Origin of the sequence: Facklamia sp. P12937 (assembly GCF_050409505.1) — a bacterium.
Taxonomy (GTDB): domain Bacteria; phylum Bacillota; class Bacilli; order Lactobacillales; family Aerococcaceae; genus Facklamia.
On record NZ_JBNUPI010000003.1, the window covers coordinates 114,755 to 140,702 of the forward strand.

The following is a 25,948-nucleotide window of genomic DNA, read 5'->3' on the forward strand; positions in this document are numbered from 1 at the left end:
TACTCTTTATTTTATCTTTTGCCGTTGATAATCTAGAGCTATCTCTTCTATTAATTGGTCCAAATCGACAATCGGTCTTGCCCCTGCTTGTATTAAGTGATTGCATCCATAAGATTGCGGGTCATCGATGGGTCCAGGTAAAGCATAAATTTGACTATTATATTCCAAGGCATAATTAGCAGTAATTAATGAGCCCGATTTCTTGGCTGCTTGAATGACAATCACTACGGGGCATAGTCCAGCCACCAAACGATTTCTTGCAATAAATTGATACTTTCGAATAGCTTGATGGGGTAGGTACTCACTTAATAACAAATGACTGCTTGCTATTTGTTCTTGGAGCTGATGATGTTCTTTGGGATAATAATGCTCAAAGCCATTGGCAACAATAGCGATGGTTTTCCCTTCTTTTTCACTCATACAAGCCTTATGCGAAATAAAATCCGCTCCTTTAGCCAAACCTGAAACAATCACAAAGCTCGCTTTAGTTAGTGCCTTGCTAATTTTTTGTGCGCTTTTTTTTCCATAAGCCGATAGTTTTCTAGATCCAACAATCGCAACTAAAGGTCGATTTAAAAGGTTAAGATCTCCTCTATAAAAAAACAAAATAGGTGGTTGGGGAAGCTGAAGCCAGCGATAGGGATAGGATTTTTCACCAAAGAGAATCGCTTGCTTTTCTAAATTAGTTAGAATCTCTTGACAACTTTCCCAATCCTTGAAGAGTGCCTCTTCCTTAAATGACCACATGTTATTAATAAGTAAAGAATGAACACTTGCTTGACGAGAGAGATTTTGTCTAACTTTAAAATAATGCCACAAATGACGGTATTTAACGCCTTTCATCTGTAAATAGATTAACTCTCTTTTTATCATGGCCTACACTCCTTAAGCTTTTACCCTTAAGATACAAAGTAATTAGGCCATAAGTGCTCTGCGATCCTCATTAAAAGCTTTAAGACATACAAAAGAGCAAATATTTTTCAATACTTGCTCTTTAAAATTTTGGCCAACTTACGAACCATAGAATTTATTAATTTTTTGAACAGGACTAAAGGATTGTCTATGAATAGCCGTGTAGCCGTATTGTTCTAACGCAACCAGATGTTTCTTAGTTGGATAGCCCATGTGCTGGTCAAAACCATATTCTGGATACCATCTTGCATAATCCACCATCAGCTGGTCACGATGGACCTTGGCAATAATAGAAGCAGCAGCTATGGAAAGTGAGCGTTGATCACCTTTCACCACTGCTTTTTGTTGAATCTGTAAATCTAATTTCATGGCGTCTACGACAACAAAATCCACTGCTTTGTTGAGCTTTAGAACAGCTTCTTTCATGGCCATACGACTGGCCTCATAAATATTAATGCGATCAATCGCTTGAGGAGATACGCTTGTGATGGCATAAGCTTTAGCTTGTTGTTTTATCATTTCAGCTAAGTCTGAACGCTTTTGATGCGTTAAGGTTTTCGAATCATTGACGTCCACCCAATCACTGGTATCTTGAGGTAAAATAACTGCCGCTGCTACTACTGGACCAGCTATCGGACCTCTCCCCACTTCATCAACTCCTGCAAGCACAAAAGACTGGTTAGCATCCAATAATTGGCGATCAAAGTCTAGGCGTTTTTGATAAGCTTGATAACGTTGGTTATAAGCAATTAACACTCGTTTATGACGTCTTACTAGGTCTTGAACTCCTTTTCTAGGATCTTCTTTTAATTGATTGAGGTAAACATCTTCAAGGTCTTCAATTGTTTTTAGCTGCGCTTTGATTTCTTTAATGGTTTGTTTCAATGTTAACCCTCTCAATCGGACGCTCGAGTGTAATCGAACCCAGTTTATGTTGACGAAAATCAAATATTAATCGCTCAGCTGCTTGGGTATAGTCTTGATCCAGTTTTAATGTCTGTGTTAAACTAGTTAAAATTTCAGCCGCAGCCATCTCTTGATGATAGTCTTCTAAATGATAAAATTCTTTTAATAAACCAGGGTAAAATTGTTCTAAATGACCGATCAACACTAAAGATAGCTCCTGCATTTCGACTAATTGGTCTTTAATGGCTCCGGTTAAGGCTAAGTGATAACCCGTCAAGGGATCTTCAAACTTAGGCCATAAGATACCAGGCGTATCTAGTAATTCAAACTCTTTCCCAATTTTTAGCCACCGCTGCGCTTTAGTAACCCCTGGTTTATTGCCAGTTTGTGCTTGATTTTTTCCGACAAAGCGGTTAATGAGCGTTGACTTGCCGACATTGGGGATGCCTAAAATCATCAGACGAATCGCTCTAGGTTTTACCCCTTTAGCTTTTTGTTTGGCAAAAAAATCTACCATTAAGTCTTTGCAGGCCTTCTTAAGTTCATTCAAACCCAATTGATGCTGAGCATCAATTGCTAAAGCAATTTGACCTTGTTCTTGATAGTGTTGAATCCAATGTTTAGTTAAATTGGGGTCAGCTAAATCTGCTTTATTTAAAGCCAGAATTGAAGGTTTCTGATTAATAATTTCTGTAATCACAGGATTACGGCTGGATTCAGGTATGCGAGCATCTGCCAATTCAATTACTAAATCCACTAAATTAAGTTTTTCCTTTGCTTCCCTTTTAGCCTTTGCCATATGGCCTGGAAACCACTGAATCTGATTCAATTTATCCCTCCTTTTTAATAGACTCTTTATTCTATAGCTTGCAGTTTACCTACTTTTCCTATTCGATCAAGAGGATAATAAATAAAGTTAGCTTCTCCTTCAATTTCCTCAATATCGACATAACCAAATTGGCGACTGTCTCCCGAACCAGGTCGGTTATCACCCATCACAAAAACTTTACCTTCTGGAATAAGCGAATCACCTGTTATTTCCCACAGAGTGAAGTCTTCAGTATAATTTGTCTCCATATTAGATTTAGCCGGCTCCAAATAAGGTTCTTCAATCAACTGATCATTGATGAATAACTGATCTTCTCTTACTACAATCGAATCTCCTGGAAGGCCAATTAAACGCTTCACATAGGTTCTGCCAGAACCCATAGGATCAGGAAAGACAACAATGTCAAAACGGTCTAAATCAAATTGTTTCCACATTATCAAATGGTCTGCTTGATAAAGAGTGGGATTCATTGATTTACCTTCAACTTGAAAGGGCTGTGCAAGATAGTTACGTACAGCTAAAAAGAGAAACAAAGCAGCAAGAATCACAAAAATGATATTTACGAACTCTATTAGAATTGTTTTAAAAAATTTTCCCATCTTATTCTCCTAATAAGGCCTCGATAGCTGCTTGATATTGTGGGTCTTCTGCTTCTAAATAAGCTCGCGTTTCTTCAACCAATTTGTCACTGGTTGCTGAGTCAATAACACCGTTTACTTCTAGCTTAAAGTCCTTTTGAAAGTTCCTTACAGCTTCTTCCATTTCAGGACTAAAATAAGCTGTTTTTTCCTCTTGATAACCCAATGCTTGTAACATTAAACTAGCTGATTGAACGTATTCGGAGGCATCGCCTATTTTTAAATCTTCTTCTTGATTTAACACAATCGTATTAGCGACTTCTGGTGCTTCTACCACTTGATCAGGTTCGATTCCTTTCTCATGAATCCACCCCCCACTAGGTGTAAGCCATTTTGCTACGGTTAATTTTAATTCCCCATATGAGGATTCTGAAATCATTCTTTGAACCGTCCCTTTTCCGAAAGAAGTCACCCCGATCACAGGGGCATCCGTATTTTCTTTAATGGCAGCAGCTAATATTTCACTAGCTGAAGCCGAGCCTTCATCGATTAATAATACATAAGGCTCTGTAATTTGAAAATCACCATAGCGCTCGTCAGAAGCCACATACTCAAACGGCTCACTCAGACGATCATCTGTTTGCATAATGACTTGATCATCATCTAAGAACATATTACTAACTTGTAAAGCTGTTTCCAACATTCCTCCAGGATTATAGCGGAAATCAAAAATAAAGCGATCGACACCTTTTGACCGTAAGTCTTTAACGGCCGATACCATTTCCTCATAAGTTGATGAAGCAAATTGGCTCACTTTAACGACTCCCACTTTGTCATATTCATCATCTTGTTCATAGTCGACCGTAGTAAGAGGAATTTCTTCTCGAATCATAGTTACTTCAAAGGTTGATTGACCTCTCTTGATCGTTAAAGTGATCTCAGACCCCAAGGGTCCACGAATCTTTTGCACGATTTCACTGGTGTCTAATCCCTGAAGATCCACATCATCGGCTTTTAGAATAATATCATTGGCTTTGATACCTGCTTTTGCAGCGGGAGTTCCGTCAATCGGAGCTATAACCGTAGGCAAACTATCTTTTAACATAAATTGAACCCCTATACCGGTGAAGGATCCTTCCAGAGAATCATCAAAAGGCGTTATTTCAGTAGGGTTTAAAAATTCAGAATAGGGATCATCCACCGCATCCACCATGCCTTTTAGAGCTCCTTCTAAAAGCTTTTCTTTATCTAATTCCTCAATATAATTGATTTGTAAAGAATTATAAACTTCTTGGATAATCGCTAAATCTTCTTTGGTTAATTGATCTTCTTTTTCAACTGAAGGACTGCCAAATAGCTTTCCCATAGCTGAAATCGGAAGCGCTTTATAATTCATAACCAAAGCAAAAAGCGAAAAGATTAAAAAAAGGCAAAGCCATTTATCTGGAGTCCACTGAAGAAGGTTGTTTTTTTGCTTCTTGATAAATTTGCATTTAAAAATCATTTCATCTCCCTTCTTTCTATTGTTTAATCCAATTTTAAAGCTGTTTCTAAAGCTATTTCCATCATGTCTGTAAAGGTTTGTTCACGCTCTTGAGCGGTTGTCTCTTCACCAGTTAATAGATGGTCAGAAATCGTACAAATAGCTAAAGCTCTGCGCTGATATTTTGCTGCCACGGCATAAAGTCCGGCTGCTTCCATTTCAACTGCTAGAACACCATATTGAGCTAATTTTTCTTTATCTAACTCATCATTATAAAAACGATCGCTAGAAAGTACATTCCCTACATGAACCCGGTCTCCTACTTTTGTTTGTGCCAAATGATAAGCGTGATCAAGACTTTGAAAATCAGCAAGTGCAGCATAGGAAACTTGTCCTTTAAAAATATTACTTAAAGCTGAAGAATCGGTTGTAGCTCCTTGGGCTAAGACTATGTCTCTAACTTTAACATTTTCTTGCATACCACCGGCAGATCCTACCCGAATAATTGTTTGCACATCATAGTCACGGTAAAGCTCCTCTGCATAGATCATAGCTGATGGCATCCCCATTCCAGATCCTTGAACCGATACTTTTATACCGTGGTAATCTCCTGTGTAGCCAAACATATTGCGCACTTCGTTATATTGAATAACATTTTCTAAAAATTGGTCAGCAATATATTTTGCTCTTAAGGGATCACCGGGAAACAGAACTATCGGGGCTATTTGCCCATAGTGGGCTTGAATATGTGTACTCATCAAATCTCTCCTTTAAATTGCATATTGATATTGGTGCCAGGCATCATCAAAAATACTTAATAGTCTTGAATAGTGACTATTTTTTTCTAAATAATCAGATATTTCTTGAAAATCATGACTTTGCTTGGGAAAAGCAATGTCCTTACTGACTGCATTGGCTAAGCGACTCATGGGATCATTGGCAGCTTCATCAGCATATCGCATTATAAATTCATAAAAACTAGGTCCCATCCTAGACCTCCTATTCTTTAAAGATCATTCTTTGATAAAGTTAAATGCTCTGGGTTTCGTGGAATTATTTTTATTATAGCATTTGTAATCCTAATAAATAAATCAATTATTCCATAAACCGACTTTTCTTTCATCTAAACCCTAACTTAAGTATAATTGAATTAGTATAAAAGAAGGAGCCGATTAAATGTTTAATTCATCTTCGTCCAATCCGACAATGACACCATCTAGAAGTAGTCATTCATTCAAACAAGTCGAAACTTGGAATGCTATCACTCATGGAATCGCTGCTGCTTTATCTTTGCTTGGGACTTATATACTCATTAAAAAAGGATTAGCTCAAAGATCCAGCATCGATATGATTGCCTATATCGTTTATGGCTTTTCTTTGGTGGCCCTTTTTACTAATTCAACCCTCTACCATTCTTTTTCCCACAGTAAATATCGACGTGTTTTACAAAAACTGGACCATTCAGCGATCTATTTATTAATTGCCGGAACTTATACTCCCTATCTCATGATAGCTCTTAATAATCACTTGGCTTATCTCTTTCTTGCTCTCATCTGGATGTTGGCAATAGCAGGGATTGTATTTGAAGTCTTTGCTATCGACTGTTTTCCAAAGTTATCGACCTATCTTTATTTAGCATTAGGATGGCTGTGCCTATTAATTATTTATCCCCTCTTTAAATCAATAGACCTTTGGGGAATAATTTATCTGGCTCTAGGTGGGATCGCCTATTCTCTCGGTACGATATTTTATTATATGAAATCTAATCGCTGGATGCACGTTATTTGGCACCTCTTTGTTATTTTAGGAGCAGGTTTAATGTTTTACTCAATTTTTCAATACCTATAAACTTCAATCAATAAAATCCATCTCTCATTCTAAAAAGAATAGGAGATGGATTTATTCTTATGTTCTCTCTACGGTTGCTGAAATAGCTTCAAATATAGCCGATCGAAATCCATTCGCTTCTAAACTTCTAACACCGGCAATGGTCGTACCCTTAGGACTGGTCACAGCGTCTTTTAATTGAGCAGGATGTTGATGACTTTCCAGGACCATCTGACCGGCACCAGCCACTGTTTTAGCCGCCATATCGATGGCTTGCTGACGGTTCAAGCCATAATAAACGCCGGCATCACTGATAGCTTCAATCAACTGGTAGATAAAGGCAGGACCTGATCCTGCAATAGCAGAAGCAACATCAAATAAGCTTTCTTCGATCAACTGAAGATGTCCCAAGGGTTGTAATAAGTTCTTAAATTCATTAATTACTTGGTCATTGAAATTTTCTTTCTGGTAACAATAAGAAACATACCCCTGTCCGATGGCAACAGGGGTATTAGGCATTATGCGGATAAGATGATGCCCTTGAGGAAGTAGCTTTTGAATACTACTTAATGACCTACCCACTACCATCGATATCCATAATTTAGAATCAAGTAATTCAATAGAATTAAGGGAGTCCAACAAGATATTTAAGTCTTTCGGTTTGACTCCGATAAAAAAGATTTGAGCAGAAGCTAAAAGCTTTTCAAGACTATTTACTGCTTCAACACTCTCACCACAGTCCTTAGCCAAGCTTTGACTTTTATAATTGTCTTTATCATATAAGTAAAAGGCTAAATTGGAAAAGTTAGTCGAAAGAGACTTTATAATCGCTGATCCCATATTGCCACAACCAATGCAGCCAATTGCTTTAAAAGTGGTAAAATCAGTCATTTATTTTCTCACCCACCACTCAAAACGATGAGGGTATTCATTATCTGCATCTGCAGGAACTTCAACCAGCTTATCCAAACGGAACTTTTCTTGATCAATATCCGCCATATAGGTATCTGCAGGAAACTCTCCTTCGATGACGGTACGCACAATCTTATCGACGTGGTCCATCAAAGTTTTGAAAACACCTGCTCCTCCAATAACCATTAATTCTTGATCTTTTGCTAGCTCTAAGACATCTTCTACACTATGTACCAAGTTCAGCTGTGCAATATCTTGACCATAATCTTCTTGACTGGTTAATACAACCGTCTTGCGACCTGGTAAAACTCTACGGTCCATTGATTCGAAAGTCGTTCTCCCCATCAACATAGTATGTCCCATGGTAACTTCTTTAAAAAAATTGAGGTCGTTAGGTAAATGCCATGGTAAGTCCTTTTGATAACCAATTGCGCCTTTTAAATCTTGGGCATAAACATATGTAATCATCATTTCTCCTCCTATTTACTAAACTGAGATAGCTGCTTTAATTGTTGGATGTGGATGGTAGTTTTCAATCTGAATCTGATTCAAATTCAATTGATCGATGGATTGAAAATCTGAAATGTTAAGCTGGGGAAGCGAACGTGGAGAACGCTCTAAAAGAGTCCGTGCTGCCTTTAAATGGGTTAAATACAAATGGGCATCCCCTAAAACATGAACAAATTCACCCGGCTGTAAATGAGTTTCTTTGGCGATTAAATGGGTTAATAAAGCATAAGAAGCAATATTAAAAGGAACGCCTAAGAACACATCTGCTGAGCGTTGATAAAGCTGACAGGATAAACGGCCTTTACTAACATAGAATTGAAAGAAGCAATGACAGGGTGGTAAGACCGCTTTATCAATAGCTGCAGGGTTCCATGCCGTTACGATATGCCTTCTAGAATCTGGATTATCTTTAAGAGATTCAATGACCTGCTGAATTTGATCAATGGTTTCACCATTCGCCTCCCAAGATCGCCATTGTTTGCCATAGATAGGACCTAAGTCACCATGCTTAGCCGCAAACTGATTGCTAGCTATAATATTAGCTTGAAAACTAGACATCTCCATCTGGTAGTTTTCTGCAAATTCTTTATCTTCTAGGATACGTCGACCAAAATCAGTCATGTCCACTCCTTTGTAGTCAGCTGATTGCGTATAGTTTTCAAAGGCCCATTCATCCCAAATATGATTGTTATGGATTAATAAATATTTAATATTGGTATCCCCCTTTAAAAACCACATTAATTCCGATTTAACTAGACCAAAAGGCACCCGTTTAGTAGTCAAAAGAGGAAAGTCTTTACTGAGATCAAATCGCATTTGATAACCGAAAGTTGATAGCGTACCAGTTCCTGTGCGATCGGACTTTTTGTCACCATGGTCTAGAATATAACTGATCAGTTCTTGATATTGTTTCATCCGTCTACCTCCTATTGGTCCAAATCACTTAAATAGTCATAGCGTTCATAAAGTTCTAGTAAGTTAGCTTCTAGAAACTCAATTTCAGTATGAAGATCCATTAGCTTACCAGCATCTTCTGAATGTTCTTCCATCAGTTTTTGCTTTTGCTCTATTTGGCTTTCTAACTCGACTATCCGTTCTTCAAGACCTTGCCATTCTTGTTTTTCATGATAGGTCATTCGCTTTTTTTTATTTAATTGAGACTTTTGAGCGTTTTCTTTGTTGGCTTGCTTACTTGGTTTTGCTTCATTCTCAATATGATTATCCTTAGTTTCTAAGTATTCTGAAAAGCTTCCCCAGTATAAGTCAAACTTCCCTTCTCCTTTTAAGACCAGTAATTGATCGACTGTCTTATCTAAAAAATAACGATCATGAGAAACAATAATCACTACGCCTTCAAAAGATTCTATATAGTCTTCTAAAGTATTTAAAGTCTCAATATCTAAGTCATTGGTTGGCTCATCCAATAAAAGAACATTGGGTTCTTGGATTAAGAGGGTTAATAAGTAAAGTCTTCTTTTTTCTCCACCAGAAAGTGACTGTATCAGTGAACCATGACTCTCTTTGGGAAAATTGAAACGCTCTAACATTTGCGCAGCCGAAACTCTTGAACCGTCTGGACGTTTGAACTGATCCGCTACTTGGGTTAAATAGCTTAAGATACGCATAGCTTGTGGCAAATCTTCATCTAATTGACGATAATAAGCGATATTGACTGTTTGTCCTAACCGACATATACCCTTTTTAAGTGGATGCAAGCCTGCCAAGCAATTTAAGAAAGTTGATTTCCCCACTCCGTTAGGACCCACAACTCCCAAACGATCGCCCTTAACAAATGTCTTAGTTAGACCGTTAATGATAATCTTATCAGCAATTTCGACTGTAAGGTCTTCTAATTCAATAATTTGATTACCCATCCGCTGTTGTGAAAAATTAAAATCAATAGCATCTTGAGATTGGTCTCTTAGGCCGATCGAATCCTTCAATTGGTTAAAGCGATCAATCCTAGCTTGTTGTTTGGTTGATCTGGCCTGAGCGCCTTGACGCATCCAGGCGAGTTCTTGTAAGTAGAGCCGATCTTGTTTTTGGGCTTGTTTGGCTTGCATTTCGATCAATTCAGCCTTTTTAGTTAAATAAGTCTGATAATTGCCTTCAAACTCAGTAATGCGTCCATATTGTAATTCAATAATTTTATTGACTGAGCGTTCTAAGAAGTAGCGATCATGAGTGACTAGTAATAAAGCACCTTTGTAAGAAGCTAAATATTTTTCCAACCATTGGATTGACTCTACGTCTAAATGATTGGTCGGCTCATCTAAAATTAAAAGATCCGGTTCAGCAATTAAGACTTGAGCGATCCCAATCCGTTTTTGCTGGCCCCCTGAACATTCTCCAACCCTTTTATTTAGATTATAGATTTTTAATTGGGTCAGAATAGACTTAGCCGATATCTCAACTTCCCAAGCAGATTTCAAGGTCATTTCATCTGATAATTTGGTGAATTGATCTTGTAAGAAATGATTGGTTGGGTCAGCCTCTAACTCCATGCGACATTTTTCATAAGTTAATAACAATTGAATATCCGCTGCTTTTGAATCATAAACCGTTTCTAGGATGGTTTTATCTGGATCTAAACGAGGGTTTTGCTCCAGATAGGCAATTTCGTATTGATTAGGGGCTTTAATTTGACCATTATCATAACTATCGATTCCTGCAATTACTCTTAAAAAAGAAGATTTTCCAGTTCCATTCGGTCCAATAAGCCCCACTCGATCACCTGTTCGGATTGAAAAATCGACTTGGTCGATCAATTGCTTCACACCATATGATTTTGATAGATTTTGTATACTTAGTTCTTTCATAGTCTCTACCCCTTTTTTACAATCAACTTATTATAGCATACAAGCAACTTATCTTGAAAAATATCAAAATCATTCAGCATTAGATAGACTAGTCTTTTTAGTAGGATAAGATATAATAATATTATCAAAATTTTAGGAGGTTATTATGAAAAATAGAGCTTGGAAATTACTTTTTACTTATATCCTTTTCTATCTTATCAGCCCCGCTATTGCTCTTGCCTTAGGTGTGGCAGAAGAGTCGATACCATGGGTTTTACTAGTCAGTATGCTAATTATTTGCTTTGTTGCTTGGTACTTGTATGGAAAATATACAATGGATCAATGGCAGCGATTACTCCAGCAAACTAGTTGGAAGAGTCTTTTAGGTAAAACTATCCTTTGCTTCTTAATTATTGGCATTGTACGTATTATCCTACTTAGTCTAATTGAGCCTTATATAGACTTGGAGGGTATGGGGGCTAATCAACAAGCCATCCAAGATTTAATTGGGAACGTTCCTAGTTATTTTACTTTCTTTATGTTAGTTATTTTTGCTCCTTTTGTGGAAGAACTAATCTTTCGTCAAGCCATCATCGGTCCCTCAGTCCACAAAGGCAAATCGTTCAAATGGTCAATGACAATCTTATCGATTTTACTATTTACAGGAGCGCACATGGCTACTTTAGCAGATGCTGTCATCTATCTTCCATTGACTTTAGGTCTCACTTATTTTTATTGGAAGTATCAAGCCAATGTAGCGGCATCCATGAGTTTTCATTTTATCAATAATTTGATTGCTTGGATTACGCTTACTTTTTTCACCTAGTTATAGTTTTAGCTAAGGTGCCCACTTGATAGGCTGATAGCCTTTTTCAATTAAAAAGGAATTGGTTTTCGAAAAAGGCTTGGATCCAAAAAAGCCACGATAGGCTGCTAGGGGGCTCGGGTGACTGGACTTGATCACTCGATGCTTGGAACGATCTATCAACTTTTCAAGTGATTGTGCTTTTTTACCCCAGAGAATAAATATAAGAGAGTTTGGATGATGATTAAGGCATTGAATGATTTGGTTGGTGACGAATTCCCATCCGATTCCTTGGTGAGAGTTCGCTTCACCTGCTCTGACGGTTAACACGCGATTTAATAACAGCACTCCTTGTCTCGCCCAGTCTGACAGGTCTGTTTCTTTTCGGATAGGGACTTTGAGATCATCTGATAATTCTTTAAAAATATTTTTCAAAGAAGGAGGCACTGACTGGCCCTCATTCACTGAAAAAGCCAAGCCGTTGGCTTGATTAGAACCATGGTAAGGATCTTGTCCAATAATAACTACCTTAGTATCAAAATATGGACACAGCTCTAAAGCTTTAAAAACTTCTACTGCTGGTGGATATATGACAGCCTCTTCCTGGTTTAAATAATTGTTTAATTGATTCAGGACAAGCCATTGTTCTTGCTTGTCTAAACAAGCTTTCCAATCGGCTGCGATTTCTTTTAAATCAGCTAATTGATACATAAAAACACCTCTTTCTTTTATTATCATTGTAATTTAAAAGTATACAAGTAAAAAGCAGCTGATTTATCTTTTATAAACTAATGGTATAATTATAATAAGTATTTTATTAGGAGGTTCAAAATGAAGAGTAAGACAGAATTAAGAAAAGAAATTTTTGCAAAAAGAGCCCAACTTACAAGTGAATATCGTCGCTTTGCCGAAGAAAAAATTTATCAACAGCTTTTCCAACTGGATGAATATAAAAAAGCAAAAAAGATGATGGTTTATTATTCTACTGATGAAGAAATGAACACTCATCCCATCATTCAAAGAGCATGGAAAGACGGAAAAACAGTGGGTATTCCTCGAGTTTTCCCTGGTCGTGTCATGGAAGCCTTAGTATATAAAGAAAATTCTCCTTTAGAAAGATCCGCTTTTGGAATCTTAGAGCCAGAAAAAATCAGTCAAAGACTTGAACCAGAAGACATCGACCTTATCATTATGCCATGCGTAACTTGCAATAACCGTGGCGAGCGCCTTGGTTATGGCGGAGGCTACTATGATCGTTACTTACTTAGAGCTAAAAATGCCTATTTAGTTCTACCTTATTATGCCCAATTACAATACGATGACATTCCTACAGAAGACCATGACAAACAAGTTGACCTGGTGGTGACTGAAGAAGGCACTTACCTTATTGATTAAAATGAAATAGATTGCATATTTTAAGATTTAAAGCTATCATAAGCATAGTAAACGTAAAGGAGTAATGGAATGAATTCACAACAATTTGAACAAATTAAAAACGGCAAAGGTTTTATCGCTGCGCTTGATCAATCTGGTGGATCCACACCAAAAGCTTTAAAGGCATACGGAGTAAACGAGGACCAATATTCAAATGAAGATGAAATGTTTGATAAAGTTCATGAAATGCGTAGACGTATCATGACTGCCCCTTCTTTTAGCAACGAAAAAATCTTAGGCGCTATTTTATTTGAACAAACAATCGATCGTGAAGTTGAAGGCAAAAAAACAGCTGACTATCTTTGGGAAGAGAAAAAAGTAGTTCCTTTCCTTAAAGTGGACTTAGGACTCATGGAAGAAGCAGATGGTGTTCAACTAATGAAACCTATCACCCTTCTTGATGAATTGTTAGAAAGAGCTAATGAGCGTCATATTTTTGGAACAAAAATGCGTTCTACTATTAATTCATATTCTGAAGTCGGAATCAAAGCAGTTGTTGATCAACAATTTGAAATTGCTAAACAAATTATTGCTGCAGGACTCGTTCCAATTATCGAACCTGAAGTAAATATTCATGCAGAAGATAAAGAAAAGATCGAAGCAAAATTAGCTGAAGAGATTCTGGCTCACTTAAACAAATTGGAAGAAAATGAATTAGTGATGCTTAAAATTACTATCCCTACTAAGCCTTCTACCTATGAAGAAATTGCCAACCATCCAAATATGGTAAGAGTCGTTGCTTTATCAGGTGGATATCCTACCGAGGAAGCTAATGCCCGCTTGAAGAAAACACCTAACTGCATCGCTTCATTCTCCCGTGCTCTTTCACAAGATTTAAGAGCCAGTCAAAGTGATGAAGAGTTCAATCAAACTATTAAAGAAGCCATCGATGGTATTTACGATGCTTCAGTTAACAAAGCTTAAATATTAGGTTTATACATAAAAAGCTAACCTCAAATGAGGTCAGCTTTTTATTTGGCTATTATTTATTCTGCTTCCATGAACTGTTCTTCATTTAATGCTACTTGAACTCGCTCTTGATTACCCATGGCTAATTTCACCTTAGCTTCAGATAAGCCTTGGATAAAAGCTTTATAGTATCTAGCTTGAACGACTAACATGTCATCAACACTCTTGGACCATATCCTTATTTTATAAATCAAACGTCCTTGTGAGTCACGAAAGACTCCTAAAAATTCTGGAGCACGTAAAATCAACTGATCATCTTGTGGCACTTTTAAATAAATTTCTTGAAGCCGAGCTTCAAGCTGATCTATATTTTGTTCAGGATAAATGAACAAATCAATATCCACACGGATACTATTGAGTGAGAGATTGGACATTTGAGTAATACTGCCGTTGGGAATGAAATGATGAATTCCATTGTAATCACGGACGACCGTATTTCTTAAACCAATGGAATAAACGGTTCCACTGTAGCCATTAATATCTACCGCATCCCCAACATCAAATTGGTGTTCCAAGAGAATGAAGAAACCATTAACAACATCTGAGACTAAATCTTTAGCACCCAAACCAATGGCTAAACTGACAATTCCAGCCCCAGCTACTAAAGTACCAACTGGAACACCCATGATACTTAAGACCGTGTAGGCTAAAAAGAAATAAAAAAGATATTGAACCAAGTTAGTCAATAAACGACTAATTGTATGATTGCGTGCTTTTTTAGCAAAGCGAATACGTGAAGACCTTTTACCCAGAAAGTAACTCTCAATCATTTTAATTAAAACTTTTTTTAAAGTGTAAAGTAGAATGACTGAGAAAATGATTTTAAATAAGCTAATCAAAATATCTTGTGATAGCTGAATAATATCAATTTCCGTTCGGAATTGTGTGACGATATCTGAAATAAAGTCCATAGCCAACCTCCTAATTTATATCCTTAAAATGAAAGTCGATTGAAAACCGATATTTTCATTCTAAAGGAATGCTATGGCTTAAGCAAGTTGACCCCTATGTCTTTACGGTAATAAATTTGATCGAGTGCTTGTTTTGATAGATACTCATAAATTTTGTCTTGTGCTAATTGCTTTGTGTCAGCTAAACAAGTAACCATGGCAATTCTTCCCCCGCTAGAAACAAGTGGGCGGTAAGAAGAAATTCCTGCATAGTAGATTTTCATAGTCTCATCCATAGAAGACTTTAATGAAAACTCAATCCCACGTGTAGGATTTTGTGGGTAACCTTCAGCCGCTAAGATAACTCCCATGCATGCTTTTTCTTCCCTCCACTCCACTTGGGTCTCACGACCATGCAGCAAGTCATTGATCAATTCTGCAAAATCTGTTTTCAATAAAGGCAAGACGACCTGGGTTTCTGGATCACCGAAACGTGCGTTAAACTCAATCACTTTTGGTCCTTCAGCTGTGTTCATTAGCCCTGTATATAAAACACCATTAAAAGGAGTCCCCTCTTTATCCATAGCCACTAAAGTAGGCTCTACAATCGTTCGAAGGGTTTCTTGATATAGTTCTTCTGAGATATCTTCAACGGGGGCAAATGCTCCCATACCGCCTGTATTAGGCCCCAGATTACCATCTAATAAACGTTTATGATCTCTAGCTGGCAAAGAGTGGCAAACTTTACCTTTATAAACCATTGAAAAGATTGAAAACTCTGGTCCAAGCAAACATTCTTCAATTACGATTCTTTGCTTTGCTGGATCTTTTTCAAAAGCTAATTTAATCGCATTCTCTGCCTCTTCTTTACTTAAAGCAACGGTAACTCCTTTACCTGCAGCTGGCCCATCGACTTTAACTACAATCGGAGTCGACTGGTTATTCAAATAAGCGAGTGCAGCCTCTTGCTCAGTAAAACTAGCATACTGGGCAGTTGGAATCTTATATTTTTGCATTAATTTTTTGGCAAACAATTTAGAACCTTCGATTTGAGCAGCAGCTTTACTTGGCCCAAAAGCAATTTGACCTGCTTGGGTAAAATGGTCAACAATTCCTTCAAATAAAGGACCTTCCGGACCTACAAAAGTCCAATCAATTTGTTCTTGTTTGGCAAAATTGATTAAGTCTTCAAAAGCATTCTCAGCGATGTCTACACAATTTATGCCATCTACTTTCATACCTGGATTGCCAGGAGCACAAAAAACCGATTCGACTAGGGGACTTTTTAACAAATGATAGGCAATCGCATGTTCGCGTCCTCCACTACCAATAACTAATAATTTCATGATTACCTCTTTCTCTTAATGACGGAAATGACGGACTTTGGTCGCTAACATAGCAATACCATATTCATCGGCTTTGGCAATTACTTCCTTATCACCAATGGAACCACCGGGTTGCACAATTGCCTGAACACCATATTGATGGGCTAACTCAATTGTATCTGTCATTGGTATAAAGGCATCTGAAGCTAATACCATCTTAGAAAAGTCGGCACCTAATTCTTTAGCATGATCCAAAGCAATTTTAGCAGCTCCTACACGGTTAGTCTGACCTGCACCTACACCATAAGTCTGCTGACCATCAGCCACAACAATGGCATTTGATTTAACATGCTTAACCACTCTCCAGGCAAATGATAAAGCCGCTCTTTTTTCATTAGAAGTTGAAACTGTCCCCATTTGCTGCCATTGTTCAGAATCTTCTACTAAACTATCAGCTTCTTGAACTAAAAGTCCTCCACTTATCGAAGTTATTTCTTCAGCATCCATTGAAAGGTCATCCATGTCTAATTGAAGTACACGCACATTCACTTTTTGCTTGAGGATTTCTAAAGCTCCCTCTTCAAAAGAAGGCGCAATAATAACATCAAGAAACATGGAATGAAGCGTTTCAGCTAATTTAATTGTTAAGGTCCGATTCACAACCACAATGCCTCCAAAAATAGAAATTGGATCTGCTTGACGGCATCGATTAAAAGCTATCTCTATTGTTTCAGCAACCGCTATACCACAAGGATTCATGTGTTTAACTGCCACTGCACATGCTTGATCTGGAAATTCGCGGATCATTTTGATAGCGGCATCTGCATCGCGTAGATTATTATAAGATAAAGGCTTACCATTTAAAACTTTGGCATGAGTAATAGCATAAGAAGATGTGATTGGTTTTTGGTAGACAGCTGCTTTTTGATGAGCATTCTCACCATATCTTAAATCATACATCCGATCATAAGTTAAGGTAAGTGATTCAACTGGTGCAATTTGACCTTCTTCTTCCACTTCAGCAATTTGATTAGCCAAATAACTGGCAATCAAAGCATCATAAGCTGCCGTGTGAGCAAACACTTTTTGAGCCAATTGTTGACGAGTAACAGCCTTAGTCTGACCTTGACTTTCTAATTCTTCAATGACAACAGCATAGTCTCTTGGATCTACAACAACGGTGACAGATTGATAATTTTTAGCCGCAGAACGGATCATACTCGGTCCTCCAATATCAATCTGTTCAATTGCTTCTGCTAAAGTCACTTCTGCTTTTTTGATTGTTTGCTTAAATGGATAAAGATTAACAATAACAAAATCGATGTACTCAATTTCGTGATTCTTAACCGCTAGTTGATGGTCTTTATTATCTCTTAAAGCCAGTAAAGCTCCGTGAATTTTTGGATGCAAGGTCTTCACTCTGCCATCCATCATTTCAGGAAAATTAGTCACTTCCTCAACAGCCGTTGTCTTAAGTCCAGCTTCATCAAGAAAACGTTTGGTCCCTCCTGTTGAGATAATCTCAACTCCTTGAGCAATTAAGGCTTTCGCCATTGGCAGCAGACCCGTTTTATCCGAAACACTTATTAATGCACGTGACAATTTACTCCACTCCTTTAAGAAATTCTTTTACAACTTGAGGATATAATTGATGTTCTACTTGATGGATTTTTTCCTCAAGATCCACTAATTTTTCGCCTTCTTCAATCAAAACTTTCTTCTGACCTAAAATTCTGCCTGTATCGATTCCTTGGTCCACTAAATGAACAGTCACTCCTGTTTCTTTAACCCCAGCTCGGTAGGCATCAGCGATGCCGTGCCGACCAGGAAAAGCAGGAAGCAGTGAAGGATGAATATTGAGTATTCGATCAGGATAAGCTTCTAATAAAGGTGGACCAATGACACGCATGTAACCTGCTAATAGAATGTAATCAATCTGATAATCCTGCATCTGTATTAATAGAAAATTTTCATAGTCTTCTCGAGTATTAAAGTCTTTTGGACTGGCCACTAAAGTAGTTATGCCCAATTTGTTTGCTCTTTCCAATGCATAAGCTTGATGATAGTCTGAAAATAATAAGACAAATTCAATGTCAGGTCGATCCTGGCATGATTCCACTAAAGCCTGAAAATTAGAACCTGACCCTGATGCAAATACTGCAACTTTCATCCTTCCCCTCCTTACTAGTTGAAAATAACTTCTTTATCTCTTTTCTCAACCACTTGACCAATTTCATAGGCGTTTTCTCCAAGTTGGTCTAATCTTTGTTTTACTTCCACTACTTTTTCAACATCTACTGCTAGGACCATACCAATCCCCATGTTAAAAATTTCATACATTTCTAAGGATTCAATTTTTCCTAAAGCTTGCATTTGATTAAAGATTGGTAACACTGGCCAAGAGCCTAATTTGATTTCACAAGCTAAATCCTCTTGCATCATCCGTGGTAAGTTTTCGACAAACCCTCCACCTGTAATATGGGCTATTCCATTAATTAAGCCGGCTTTAACCAATGGCATGACCGTTTTGACATAGATTTTTGTTGGAACTAATAAAGCTTCAGCTAAGCTTTGGTCAGCGCCTTCTAAAACTGGCTCCGATAATTGATAATCATGTTGATTGAAGAAGATGTCACGGACTAAAGAGAAACCATTGGAATGAATGCCTGATGAAGCTAAACCAATTAGAACATCTCCTGCCTTGACCTGATTACCCGTAAGCAATTCTTTTTTCTCGGCTATTCCGACAGTAAATCCTGCCACATCAAAATCTTTCTCATCATACATACCAGGCATTTCAGCTGTTTCTCCACCCACTAAAGCGGCTCCTGCTTGAACACAGCCTTCAGCAACCCCTGCTACTATTTGCTCGACTACTTGCGGATCATTTTTACCCACCGCAATGTAGTCAAGGAAAAATAAAGGTTCTGCACCCTGAGCCACCACATCGTTGACGCACATGGCTACACAATCGATACCAATTGTATCGTATTTTCCTGCTTGAATAGCGACCATTAATTTGGTACCCACCCCGTCTGTTCCACTTACTAAAACCGGTTCTTGATATGAAAATTTTGAAAGATCAAACGCTCCACCAAAGCCACCTAAATGAGTTAACACTTCAGGACGTAGGGTTCTTTCGACATGCTTTTTCATTCTTTTAACCGCTTCATATCCAGCGTGCACGTCTACTCCTGCACGACTATAAGCATTTTCCTTCGTCAACTTATTTCCTCCTAATCATTAATCTTCAACAATGCGTTCTAATTCTGCAAGATATTCTTTTTCAAAATCATGTAGAGCTGTCGGATAATCTCCATTAAAGTATGCCATACATAATCCTTTATAAGGAGCATCTGATTGAAGGTCAATAGCTGAAACTAAACCCTCTTCACTGAGATAGGCTAATGAATCAGCATCGATAATCTTTTCAATTTCTTTTAGTGTATGGTTGGCCGCAATTAAATCGCGCGTATTCGAAATATCAATACCGTAAAAACAAGGATGTTTAAGTGCGGGTGACGCAATGCGTACATGAACTTCCTTAGCACCTGCGGCTTTTAATAAGCCAACAATTCTTTTAGACGTTGTCCCTCGAACGATGGAATCATCTACCATCACAATACGTTTTCCTTCGACAACTTTGCGGACTGCTGAAAGCTTCATCCTTACACCCCGCTCTCTTAGTTCTTGGGTTGGTTGGATAAAAGTTCGTGCAATATACTGGTTCTTAATAAGACCCATTTCATAAGGAATACCAGCTTCCTCTGCATAACCTGAGGCAGCCGAAAGTGATGAATTGGGAACACCAATTACAATATCAGCTTCGACCGGCTGTTCTTGGGCTAGTTTTTTTCCTGAATTCTTGCGAGCTGTATGTACGTTGATACCATGTATGTTCGAATCCGGTCGAGCAAAATAGATAAACTCCATCGAGCAAATAGCTTGTTGACGGCTTTCTGTATAATATTCTTTTTGGATACCTTCATTATTAATGGAAACCACTTGACCTGGTTCCACATCAAATAGATAAGAAGCACCAATTTGGTCTAAAGCGCACGACTCAGAAGCCATTACATACCCACCATTAGGCATTCTTCCTACAATCAACGGTCTAAACCCATTGGGATCACACACTCCAATTAATTCTTCTTCAGTAAGGAACAGATAAGTAAAACCTCCTACCACTTGCTTTAAAGATTCTTTTAACTTTTCAATGAAGCTTTCTTTTTGAGAGCGACGAATCAAATGCATAATTACTTCACTATCAGAAGTGGTATTAAAAATAGAGCCTTTTTTCTCAAGTTCCACTTTTAAAGTGTGAGCATTGACTAAGTTTCCGTTATGAGCCATGGCAACCGGTCCATCATTGAAATGAAAGACAAGGGGTTGGATATTATTAATATCATTAAGACCGGCAGTTGCATAACGTACATGACCTAAGGCAGCATCTCCAGGTAATTCTTCTAATTTTTGACGGCGATTAAAAACTTGATTCACTAAACCAAAGTCACGATGAGCTAGCATTTCATCGCCATTAAGGACAGCAATTCCCGCCCCTTCTTGACCACGATGTTGAAGGGCATGTAGACCATAGTAAGCATCAAATGCGGCATCTTTTTGATTCCATAAACCTATTAGACCACATTCTTCATAGGGTAAATCGAATATATCATCGGTGATTTCAGTAGAGACGACTTCTTGGCCTCGGATTACTTCCCTCTTAAAAGACATGGTATAGCTTCCTCCCATAGTTGTTGCAAGTCTGAGCGTTTGGCATCAATAAATTGATCTTTGGCTTGAATTCGAATTCGATCTTTATCGGTTACTTGACCGATTAAAGTGAATTGGTCTTTAAATTCAGCTTCAAACGCTGCTTTTTGATCAGCTCTTACAGAAACAATAAAGCGTGAACCGTTCTCTGCGAATAAATGACTAGCTGGTAGGTCCACTTTTACTTCTAGACCTAAGTCCGTATTAAATGCTGACTCCGCTAAAGCAACAGCTAATCCACCTTCAGAAAGGTCATGCGCAGAAGCAAGATATCCTTTTTGGATAGCCGCGGCAACAGTCTCCTGGTTGGCCTTTTCAGCTGCTAAATCATAGTCAAACAAAGGACCTTCGATCTTACCTAGCATCATTTTTTGTAATTCAGATCCATTAAAGGCATCTGTCGTATGACCAATCATGTAAATAGCATCTCCAGCTGCTTTAAAGAATTGAGTAGTTACTTTTTCGATATCTTTTATTAGTCCAACCATACCAATCATTGGAGAAGGATAGATTGCTTGACCATTTGTCTCATTATAAAGTGATACGTTACCAGAAATAACTGGTGTATCTAATTGACGGCAGGCTGCTGCAATACCATCAGCTGATTTATCTAATTCATAAAAGACTTCTGGCTTTTCTGGGCTTCCAAAGTTTAAACAGTCAGTAATTGCTAAAGGTTTTCCACCTGAAGCTACGATATTTCTAGCTGCTTCTGCTACAGCCATTTGGCTACCAATTTCCGGATTGAGATAGATGTAACGTGAATTATAATCAGCAGTCATAGCAATCGCTTTTTTAGTGCCACGAATTCTAACCACTGCTGCGTCTGAGCCTGGCCAGACTAAAGTAGAGGTTCGAACTTGCGAGTCGAAAGTATCGTAAGCTACTTTTTTAGAAGCGACTGTTGGCTGTTGTAAGATATCTTTTAATGTTTGGGTCGCATTATCAATTTGTGGTTGGAATTGTCCCTTATCTGCCCATTCACGAATACGCTCTGGTACTTGACCTTGATTGTTATACACCGGTCCATCTCCTAGCGAATTAACTGGTAAGTTGGCTACTTCTTTACCTTGATGCATCAAGCGGTATTGACCATCCCCAGTAACTTCACCAATCACTACAGCGTCTAGATCATATTCTTTAAAGACATTGATAATTTCTTCTTCCATACCACGCTTGACACATAAAAGCATCCGTTCTTGCGATTCAGAAAGCATCATTTCATAAGGAATCATGCCCGTTTCTCTTTGAGGAACTAGGTCAAGGTTTAAAGTTACACCTGTGCCAGCTTTTTCAGCCATTTCTGAAGACGAAGAAACTAAACCAGCCGCACCCATATCTTGAATACCCACTAAAGCTTCTTTATGGTTGTAGATAACTTCTAAACAGGCTTCCATCAGGAGTTTTTCCATAAATGGATCTCCTACTTGAATAGCTGAGCGTTCAGATTCCACTTCATCGTCAAATTCTACTGAAGCAAAAGTTGCTCCATGAATACCATCGCGCCCTGTCTTTGCTCCTACGTAAACAATAGAGTTTCCAATTCCTTGGGCTTGACCTACTTGCATATCTGCATGGTCAATTAGACCTACAGACATCGCATTTACTAAAGGGTTTCCCTTATAACAATCATCAAAAGCAATTTCACCGCCTACTGTTGGAATCCCGATTGAATTTCCATATCCAGCAATTCCGGCGACTACTTCTTCGAATAAATAGCGCATACGGTCATTATCTAACTCCCCAAATCGTAAGGAGTTCAATGATGCGATGGGACGAGCTCCCATAGAGAAGATATCTCTTAAGATACCGCCGACACCAGTTGCTGCTCCTTCATAAGGTTCAATAGCAGACGGGTGATTATGACTCTCAGCCTTAAAAACAACAGCTTGTTGGTCACCAATATCGACAATACCTGCTCCTTCACCGGGTCCTTGAAGAACTTGTGGACCATCTATTGGAAACTTCTTAAGTACTTGCTTAGAGTTTTTATAAGAACAGTGTTCAGACCACATCACGGCATAAAGGCCTGTTTCAGTAAAATTTGGTTGACGTCCTAAAATATCTTCTTTGATATGTAAGTATTCTTCATCCTTTAATCCCCAATCACGGTAAATTTTACTTGTTTCTACTTCTTGAGGAGAAAGTTCCTTTAATTTAGCCATGTTGCACCGCCTTTGTTTGATAGTGATTAATCATTGATTGAAAGACTCCAATACCATCTGTACCATTAATTATTTCTTCAACTGCCCGTTCTGGGTGTGGCATCATGGCCATCACGTTGCCTTCTTTATTAGAAATCCCAGCAATATTTGCAATCGAGCCATTCGGGTTTTCTCCTGCATAACGGAAAAGAATTTGGTTGTTTTCTTCTAATAATTTAAGTTCATCTTCTGAAACGACATAATTCCCCTCACCATGAGCGATTGGAACGGTAATAATCTGTCCTTCTTTATAGGCATTTGTAAAGGCAGAACCTGCATTTACAACCTCTAGAGGCTGTTTTTTTGAAACAAATTTTAAAGAAGTGTTACGAATCAAAGCACCTGGCAGAAGTCCCGCTTCTGTTAATATTTGAAACCCATTACAGATACCAATGACTAATTTGCCTTCATTAGCAAACGCTTTAACAGCTTGCATCACGTTAGAATGAGAAGCAATCGCACCACAGCGTAGATAATCACCAAATGAGAACCCGCCAGGTACTAGGACTGCATCAAAACCTTCTAAGGAATCAGCCTTATGACTAACATATTCTACTTCTTGCCCCATGACATCTTTGATAGCATGAAAGGCATCTAAATCACAGTTAGAGCCTGGGAATTGAATGACTGCAAACTTCATCCTATTCCACCTCCGTAATTGTGTAACGATAAGATTCCATTACCGGATTAGCTAAAATTTTATCACAGATTTCCTCAACTAAAGTCTCAATTTTTTCTTGTCCTTTTTCAATTTTTAATTCAAAGTATTTTCCTTGACGAATTTCTTTAACCTGGTTAACTCCCATACGATGAACGGAACCTTTAATTGCTTCACCTTGAGGGTCTAAAATTGATTCCTTATAAGTTACGAATACCTCTACTTTATACATAAGAACAACTCCTTAAATTTTAGATTTTTATGATTTATAAGACCAATTGTCAATCTTTTTTAATGTTTTTAAAATACTCTCAGGATTTTGAGCAAGCTGAGTGATGTGTCCCATCTTACGATCTTGACGCGCTTCCCCCTTACTATATAGATGGAGGTGCCAATCGGGATGATTTGGCCATTGGTCAATCACCATCTCTTGATCTTGTCCTAAAATATTTGTCATTACAACAGGAGATAATAGTTTATTTTGTGGAAGTGTCATACCGCAAATTGAGCGAATATGTAAATCAAATTGTGAATACTGACATGCTTCAATGGTATAGTGACCTGAATTATGTGGTCGAGGTGCCAATTCATTCACTAGAATTTTATCGTCGGCTAGAAACATTTCAATACAAACAATTCCAATTAAGTTCAGTTTATGGGCAATCGTTTTTGCCAGCTTAAAGGCTTGATTGGCCACTGCTTCACAAACACGAGCGGGTACAATCGACTGATGAAGAATATGATTATAGTGAATATTTTCAGACAAAGGAAAAATACGCGTTTGACCTTGTTTATTCCTTACGACCATATGGGATAACTCCATATCGAAAGGAACAAAAGCTTCTAATATACAAGGAGCTGAGTCAATAAGCTGTTTGGCTTCTTCTATATCGTCTTCGCTCTTTAACATGATTTGTCCTTTACCATCATAACCAAAGCGTCTTGTCTTCAAGACGGCTGGGTAATCTAATTGCTCAAGACCTTGCTTAAGTTCTTCATAACTACTAACTGGATAATAATCTGCAACGGGTACACCGCTAGTTCTTAAAAACTCTTTTTCTGTTAAACGATCTTGAGTAAGTCTTAAAATTGAAGAACCTTGAGGAAGATATGCTCCCTCTTCTACAATTCTATTAAGCGACTCCAAAGAAATATTCTCAAATTCAAAAGTTAATACATCGACTTGATGGGCGAATTCAGCTAGACTTTTTTGATCATCGAAAGCTGCTTGACAGTGAAAGTCAGCAACTTGAGAGGCTGAACAATTTTGTCCTGGATCAAAAATTCCTACGCGATATCCCATCCGCTTTGCAGATTGGGACAACATTTTGCCCAGTTGTCCGCCGCCGATAATGCCGATAGTAGAACCAGGTTTAATGTAATTATTCAAGTTCTTGCCCACTTTCTATGGACATTTGACGCATCTGTCGGTGATATTGCTCTAATTTCTGCACTAAAGAAGTATCTTGTAGACTTAAAATTCGGATAGCTAATAGGCCCGCATTTTTTGCCCCTGCCTTACCAATAGCTGTTGTTGCTACCGGAACACCACCTGGCATTTGAACAATGGATAGTAATGAGTCCAATCCATTTAAAGTAGAGCTCTTAATAGGCACACCGATAACCGGCAAGGTAGTTTGACTTGCAACCATTCCCGGTAGATGAGCAGCTCCCCCTGCACCTGCTATAATAACTTGTAGACCTCGCTTGTGAGCATCTTTAGCATAAGCAAACATTTCATCAGGCATACGATGTGCTGACACAACTTTCTTTTCAAATTCGATTCCAAATTCAGTTAGCATTTCTGTGGCTATTTTCATTGTAGGCCAGTCTGATTTTGACCCCATAATGACTCCAACCGATACCATTTCATCGCCTCCTCAAAAGCATAGTAGCACATTAAAAGTGCTTAATAAACCTCGATTCAAACAAACAAAGGCTTAATTATCTTAATGTTCGTATTTGAATCAGAATTAAAAACTATGCTTAAGTATTTTAATGATGTGAACCTCAAAAGTTGGAGTTTGTATTTAAACGGTTAATTGAATGGTATAGATTCGGTATTCAAGCAAAGACATACCGCTCAATTTTTGTTTTATTCTTCTATGATTATAGTGGTGAATATATTGATTAAT

At 38.0% G+C, this 25,948-nt stretch carries 28 protein-coding genes; 4 read left to right on the forward strand and 24 right to left on the reverse strand.

Going from position 1 to position 25,948, the window contains the following annotated elements; all coding sequences use genetic code 11:
- Window positions 1-6: 6 nt before the first annotated feature.
- The 7 genes from dprA to ACQV2R_RS02080 all read right to left on the reverse strand — a co-directional run bounded on the left by dprA (window position 7) and on the right by ACQV2R_RS02080 (window position 5,697).
- A complete protein-coding gene (dprA, locus tag ACQV2R_RS02050; protein WP_428891758.1) occupies window positions 7-873 on the reverse strand; it encodes a DNA-processing protein DprA in 867 nt (288 codons plus the stop codon).
- A 138-nt stretch (window positions 874-1,011) separates the two neighbouring features.
- Window positions 1,012-1,797 carry a ribonuclease HII gene (locus ACQV2R_RS02055; RefSeq protein WP_428891759.1) on the reverse strand — a complete coding sequence of 262 codons (786 nt, stop codon included), beginning with the start codon at window positions 1,795-1,797 and terminating at the stop codon, window positions 1,012-1,014.
- Window positions 1,781-2,647, reverse strand: coding sequence for a ribosome biogenesis GTPase YlqF (gene ylqF / locus ACQV2R_RS02060; protein WP_428891760.1), 867 nt, complete (start codon window positions 2,645-2,647; stop codon window positions 1,781-1,783). Before ylqF ends, ACQV2R_RS02055 begins: the two co-directional genes overlap by 17 nt.
- 26 nt (window positions 2,648-2,673) lie before the next feature.
- Entirely contained in the window at window positions 2,674-3,246 is a 573-nt protein-coding gene (gene lepB, locus ACQV2R_RS02065) for a signal peptidase I (RefSeq protein WP_428891761.1), read from the reverse strand.
- 1 nt (window position 3,247) lies between these two features.
- On the reverse strand, window positions 3,248-4,729 hold the full coding sequence (locus ACQV2R_RS02070; protein ID WP_428891762.1) for a S41 family peptidase: 1,482 nt from the start codon (window positions 4,727-4,729) through the stop codon (window positions 3,248-3,250).
- 23 nt (window positions 4,730-4,752) lie between these two features.
- A complete protein-coding gene (gene deoD, locus ACQV2R_RS02075) occupies window positions 4,753-5,466 on the reverse strand; it encodes a purine-nucleoside phosphorylase (protein WP_428873422.1) in 714 nt (237 codons plus the stop codon).
- Between the two features lie 12 nt (window positions 5,467-5,478).
- Window positions 5,479-5,697: a YozE family protein gene (locus tag ACQV2R_RS02080; protein WP_428891763.1), complete on the reverse strand. Its 219-nt coding sequence runs from the start codon at window positions 5,695-5,697 to the stop codon at window positions 5,479-5,481.
- Between the two features lie 187 nt (window positions 5,698-5,884).
- On the opposite strand from ACQV2R_RS02080, the gene trhA reads away from it, so the two are divergent.
- A complete protein-coding gene (gene trhA, locus ACQV2R_RS02085; RefSeq protein WP_428891764.1) occupies window positions 5,885-6,556 on the forward strand; it encodes a PAQR family membrane homeostasis protein TrhA in 672 nt (223 codons plus the stop codon).
- A gap of 57 nt (window positions 6,557-6,613) precedes the next feature.
- On the opposite strand, the gene proC is transcribed toward trhA, so the two are convergent.
- Genes proC through ACQV2R_RS02105 form a run of 4 tightly spaced genes read right to left on the reverse strand, consistent with a single transcriptional unit; the run spans window position 6,614 to window position 10,776 of the window.
- Entirely contained in the window at window positions 6,614-7,426 is an 813-nt protein-coding gene (gene proC, locus ACQV2R_RS02090) for a pyrroline-5-carboxylate reductase (RefSeq protein WP_428891765.1), read from the reverse strand.
- The gene (locus ACQV2R_RS02095; RefSeq protein ID WP_428873427.1) at window positions 7,427-7,918 is read right to left on the reverse strand and encodes a dihydrofolate reductase; all 492 of its coding nucleotides are present in this window, start codon (window positions 7,916-7,918) and stop codon (window positions 7,427-7,429) included.
- Between the two features lie 15 nt (window positions 7,919-7,933).
- Window positions 7,934-8,872 carry a thymidylate synthase gene (locus ACQV2R_RS02100; RefSeq protein WP_428873428.1) on the reverse strand — a complete coding sequence of 313 codons (939 nt, stop codon included), beginning with the start codon at window positions 8,870-8,872 and terminating at the stop codon, window positions 7,934-7,936.
- 11 nt (window positions 8,873-8,883) lie between these two features.
- Entirely contained in the window at window positions 8,884-10,776 is a 1,893-nt protein-coding gene (locus ACQV2R_RS02105) for an ABC-F family ATP-binding cassette domain-containing protein (protein WP_428875213.1), read from the reverse strand.
- Between the two features lie 145 nt (window positions 10,777-10,921).
- On the opposite strand from ACQV2R_RS02105, the gene ACQV2R_RS02110 reads away from it, so the two are divergent.
- Window positions 10,922-11,581, forward strand: a complete 660-nt coding sequence (locus tag ACQV2R_RS02110; protein WP_428876260.1) for a lysostaphin resistance A-like protein — start codon at window positions 10,922-10,924, stop codon at window positions 11,579-11,581.
- A 12-nt stretch (window positions 11,582-11,593) separates the two neighbouring features.
- On the opposite strand, the gene ACQV2R_RS02115 is transcribed toward ACQV2R_RS02110, so the two are convergent.
- Window positions 11,594-12,271 (reverse strand): uracil-DNA glycosylase, encoded by a 678-nt coding sequence (locus ACQV2R_RS02115; RefSeq protein ID WP_428891766.1) that lies wholly within the window; start codon window positions 12,269-12,271, stop codon window positions 11,594-11,596.
- 120 nt (window positions 12,272-12,391) lie between these two features.
- Between ACQV2R_RS02115 and ACQV2R_RS02120 the strand changes: the two genes are divergently transcribed.
- Window positions 12,392-12,955: a 5-formyltetrahydrofolate cyclo-ligase gene (locus tag ACQV2R_RS02120; RefSeq protein WP_428891767.1), complete on the forward strand. Its 564-nt coding sequence runs from the start codon at window positions 12,392-12,394 to the stop codon at window positions 12,953-12,955.
- Window positions 12,956-13,024: 69 nt separating this feature from the next.
- Entirely contained in the window at window positions 13,025-13,918 is an 894-nt protein-coding gene (locus ACQV2R_RS02125; RefSeq protein ID WP_428873435.1) for a fructose bisphosphate aldolase, read from the forward strand.
- A gap of 62 nt (window positions 13,919-13,980) precedes the next feature.
- On the opposite strand, the gene ACQV2R_RS02130 is transcribed toward ACQV2R_RS02125, so the two are convergent.
- From ACQV2R_RS02130 to ACQV2R_RS02185, 12 genes are all read right to left on the reverse strand, one after another.
- A complete protein-coding gene (locus ACQV2R_RS02130; protein WP_428873436.1) occupies window positions 13,981-14,874 on the reverse strand; it encodes a mechanosensitive ion channel family protein in 894 nt (297 codons plus the stop codon).
- Between the two features lie 71 nt (window positions 14,875-14,945).
- Entirely contained in the window at window positions 14,946-16,199 is a 1,254-nt protein-coding gene (gene purD / locus ACQV2R_RS02135; RefSeq protein WP_428875217.1) for a phosphoribosylamine--glycine ligase, read from the reverse strand.
- Window positions 16,200-16,214: 15 nt separating this feature from the next.
- Window positions 16,215-17,780 carry a bifunctional phosphoribosylaminoimidazolecarboxamide formyltransferase/IMP cyclohydrolase gene (gene purH / locus ACQV2R_RS02140; protein ID WP_428881765.1) on the reverse strand — a complete coding sequence of 522 codons (1,566 nt, stop codon included), beginning with the start codon at window positions 17,778-17,780 and terminating at the stop codon, window positions 16,215-16,217.
- Window position 17,781: 1 nt separating this feature from the next.
- Entirely contained in the window at window positions 17,782-18,348 is a 567-nt protein-coding gene (gene purN / locus ACQV2R_RS02145; protein ID WP_428873440.1) for a phosphoribosylglycinamide formyltransferase, read from the reverse strand.
- Between the two features lie 14 nt (window positions 18,349-18,362).
- Window positions 18,363-19,403: a phosphoribosylformylglycinamidine cyclo-ligase gene (gene purM, locus ACQV2R_RS02150; RefSeq protein ID WP_428891768.1), complete on the reverse strand. Its 1,041-nt coding sequence runs from the start codon at window positions 19,401-19,403 to the stop codon at window positions 18,363-18,365.
- A gap of 18 nt (window positions 19,404-19,421) precedes the next feature.
- Window positions 19,422-20,912 (reverse strand): amidophosphoribosyltransferase, encoded by a 1,491-nt coding sequence (gene purF / locus ACQV2R_RS02155; protein ID WP_428873442.1) that lies wholly within the window; start codon window positions 20,910-20,912, stop codon window positions 19,422-19,424.
- Window positions 20,891-23,116, reverse strand: a complete 2,226-nt coding sequence (gene purL / locus ACQV2R_RS02160; RefSeq protein WP_428873443.1) for a phosphoribosylformylglycinamidine synthase subunit PurL — start codon at window positions 23,114-23,116, stop codon at window positions 20,891-20,893. Before purL ends, purF begins: the two co-directional genes overlap by 22 nt.
- Window positions 23,109-23,795, reverse strand: coding sequence for a phosphoribosylformylglycinamidine synthase subunit PurQ (gene purQ / locus ACQV2R_RS02165; RefSeq protein WP_428876264.1), 687 nt, complete (start codon window positions 23,793-23,795; stop codon window positions 23,109-23,111). The genes purL and purQ overlap by 8 nt, the downstream gene beginning before the upstream one ends.
- Before the next feature lies 1 nt (window position 23,796).
- On the reverse strand, window positions 23,797-24,045 hold the full coding sequence (purS, locus tag ACQV2R_RS02170; protein WP_428873447.1) for a phosphoribosylformylglycinamidine synthase subunit PurS: 249 nt from the start codon (window positions 24,043-24,045) through the stop codon (window positions 23,797-23,799).
- Between the two features lie 27 nt (window positions 24,046-24,072).
- Window positions 24,073-25,203: a 5-(carboxyamino)imidazole ribonucleotide synthase gene (gene purK / locus ACQV2R_RS02175; RefSeq protein WP_428873448.1), complete on the reverse strand. Its 1,131-nt coding sequence runs from the start codon at window positions 25,201-25,203 to the stop codon at window positions 24,073-24,075.
- Entirely contained in the window at window positions 25,196-25,681 is a 486-nt protein-coding gene (purE, locus tag ACQV2R_RS02180) for a 5-(carboxyamino)imidazole ribonucleotide mutase (RefSeq protein ID WP_428881762.1), read from the reverse strand. Before purE ends, purK begins: the two co-directional genes overlap by 8 nt.
- Before the next feature lie 162 nt (window positions 25,682-25,843).
- The gene (locus tag ACQV2R_RS02185) at window positions 25,844-25,948 is read right to left on the reverse strand and encodes an IS3 family transposase (RefSeq protein WP_428891770.1); all 105 of its coding nucleotides are present in this window, start codon (window positions 25,946-25,948) and stop codon (window positions 25,844-25,846) included.

Bases quoted from the DNA above. Each gene is read 5' to 3' on its own strand.
- ACQV2R_RS02080 (WP_428891763.1), bottom strand. From the start codon at position 5,697: ATGGGACCTAGTTTTTATGAATTTATAATGCGATATGCTGATGAAGCT.
- purS (WP_428873447.1), bottom strand. From the start codon at position 24,045: ATGTATAAAGTAGAGGTATTCGTAACTTATAAGGAATCAATTTTAGAC.
- trhA (WP_428891764.1), top strand. From the start codon at position 5,885: ATGTTTAATTCATCTTCGTCCAATCCGACAATGACACCATCTAGAAGT.
- purQ (WP_428876264.1), bottom strand. From the start codon at position 23,795: ATGAAGTTTGCAGTCATTCAATTCCCAGGCTCTAACTGTGATTTAGAT.
- ACQV2R_RS02125 (WP_428873435.1), top strand. From the start codon at position 13,025: ATGAATTCACAACAATTTGAACAAATTAAAAACGGCAAAGGTTTTATC.
- lepB (WP_428891761.1), bottom strand. From the start codon at position 3,246: ATGGGAAAATTTTTTAAAACAATTCTAATAGAGTTCGTAAATATCATT.
- purE (WP_428881762.1), bottom strand. From the start codon at position 25,681: ATGGTATCGGTTGGAGTCATTATGGGGTCAAAATCAGACTGGCCTACA.
- dprA (WP_428891758.1), bottom strand. From the start codon at position 873: ATGATAAAAAGAGAGTTAATCTATTTACAGATGAAAGGCGTTAAATAC.
- ACQV2R_RS02120 (WP_428891767.1), top strand. From the start codon at position 12,392: ATGAAGAGTAAGACAGAATTAAGAAAAGAAATTTTTGCAAAAAGAGCC.
- ACQV2R_RS02130 (WP_428873436.1), bottom strand. From the start codon at position 14,874: ATGGACTTTATTTCAGATATCGTCACACAATTCCGAACGGAAATTGAT.
- purD (WP_428875217.1), bottom strand. From the start codon at position 16,199: ATGAAATTATTAGTTATTGGTAGTGGAGGACGCGAACATGCGATTGCC.
- ACQV2R_RS02110 (WP_428876260.1), top strand. From the start codon at position 10,922: ATGAAAAATAGAGCTTGGAAATTACTTTTTACTTATATCCTTTTCTAT.
- purL (WP_428873443.1), bottom strand. From the start codon at position 23,116: ATGGCTAAATTAAAGGAACTTTCTCCTCAAGAAGTAGAAACAAGTAAA.
- purF (WP_428873442.1), bottom strand. From the start codon at position 20,912: ATGTCTTTTAAGAGGGAAGTAATCCGAGGCCAAGAAGTCGTCTCTACT.
- ACQV2R_RS02115 (WP_428891766.1), bottom strand. From the start codon at position 12,271: ATGTATCAATTAGCTGATTTAAAAGAAATCGCAGCCGATTGGAAAGCT.
- ACQV2R_RS02105 (WP_428875213.1), bottom strand. From the start codon at position 10,776: ATGAAAGAACTAAGTATACAAAATCTATCAAAATCATATGGTGTGAAG.
- proC (WP_428891765.1), bottom strand. From the start codon at position 7,426: ATGACTGATTTTACCACTTTTAAAGCAATTGGCTGCATTGGTTGTGGC.
- ACQV2R_RS02095 (WP_428873427.1), bottom strand. From the start codon at position 7,918: ATGATGATTACATATGTTTATGCCCAAGATTTAAAAGGCGCAATTGGT.
- ACQV2R_RS02100 (WP_428873428.1), bottom strand. From the start codon at position 8,872: ATGAAACAATATCAAGAACTGATCAGTTATATTCTAGACCATGGTGAC.
- deoD (WP_428873422.1), bottom strand. From the start codon at position 5,466: ATGAGTACACATATTCAAGCCCACTATGGGCAAATAGCCCCGATAGTT.
- ACQV2R_RS02070 (WP_428891762.1), bottom strand. From the start codon at position 4,729: ATGATTTTTAAATGCAAATTTATCAAGAAGCAAAAAAACAACCTTCTT.
- purN (WP_428873440.1), bottom strand. From the start codon at position 18,348: ATGAAAGTTGCAGTATTTGCATCAGGGTCAGGTTCTAATTTTCAGGCT.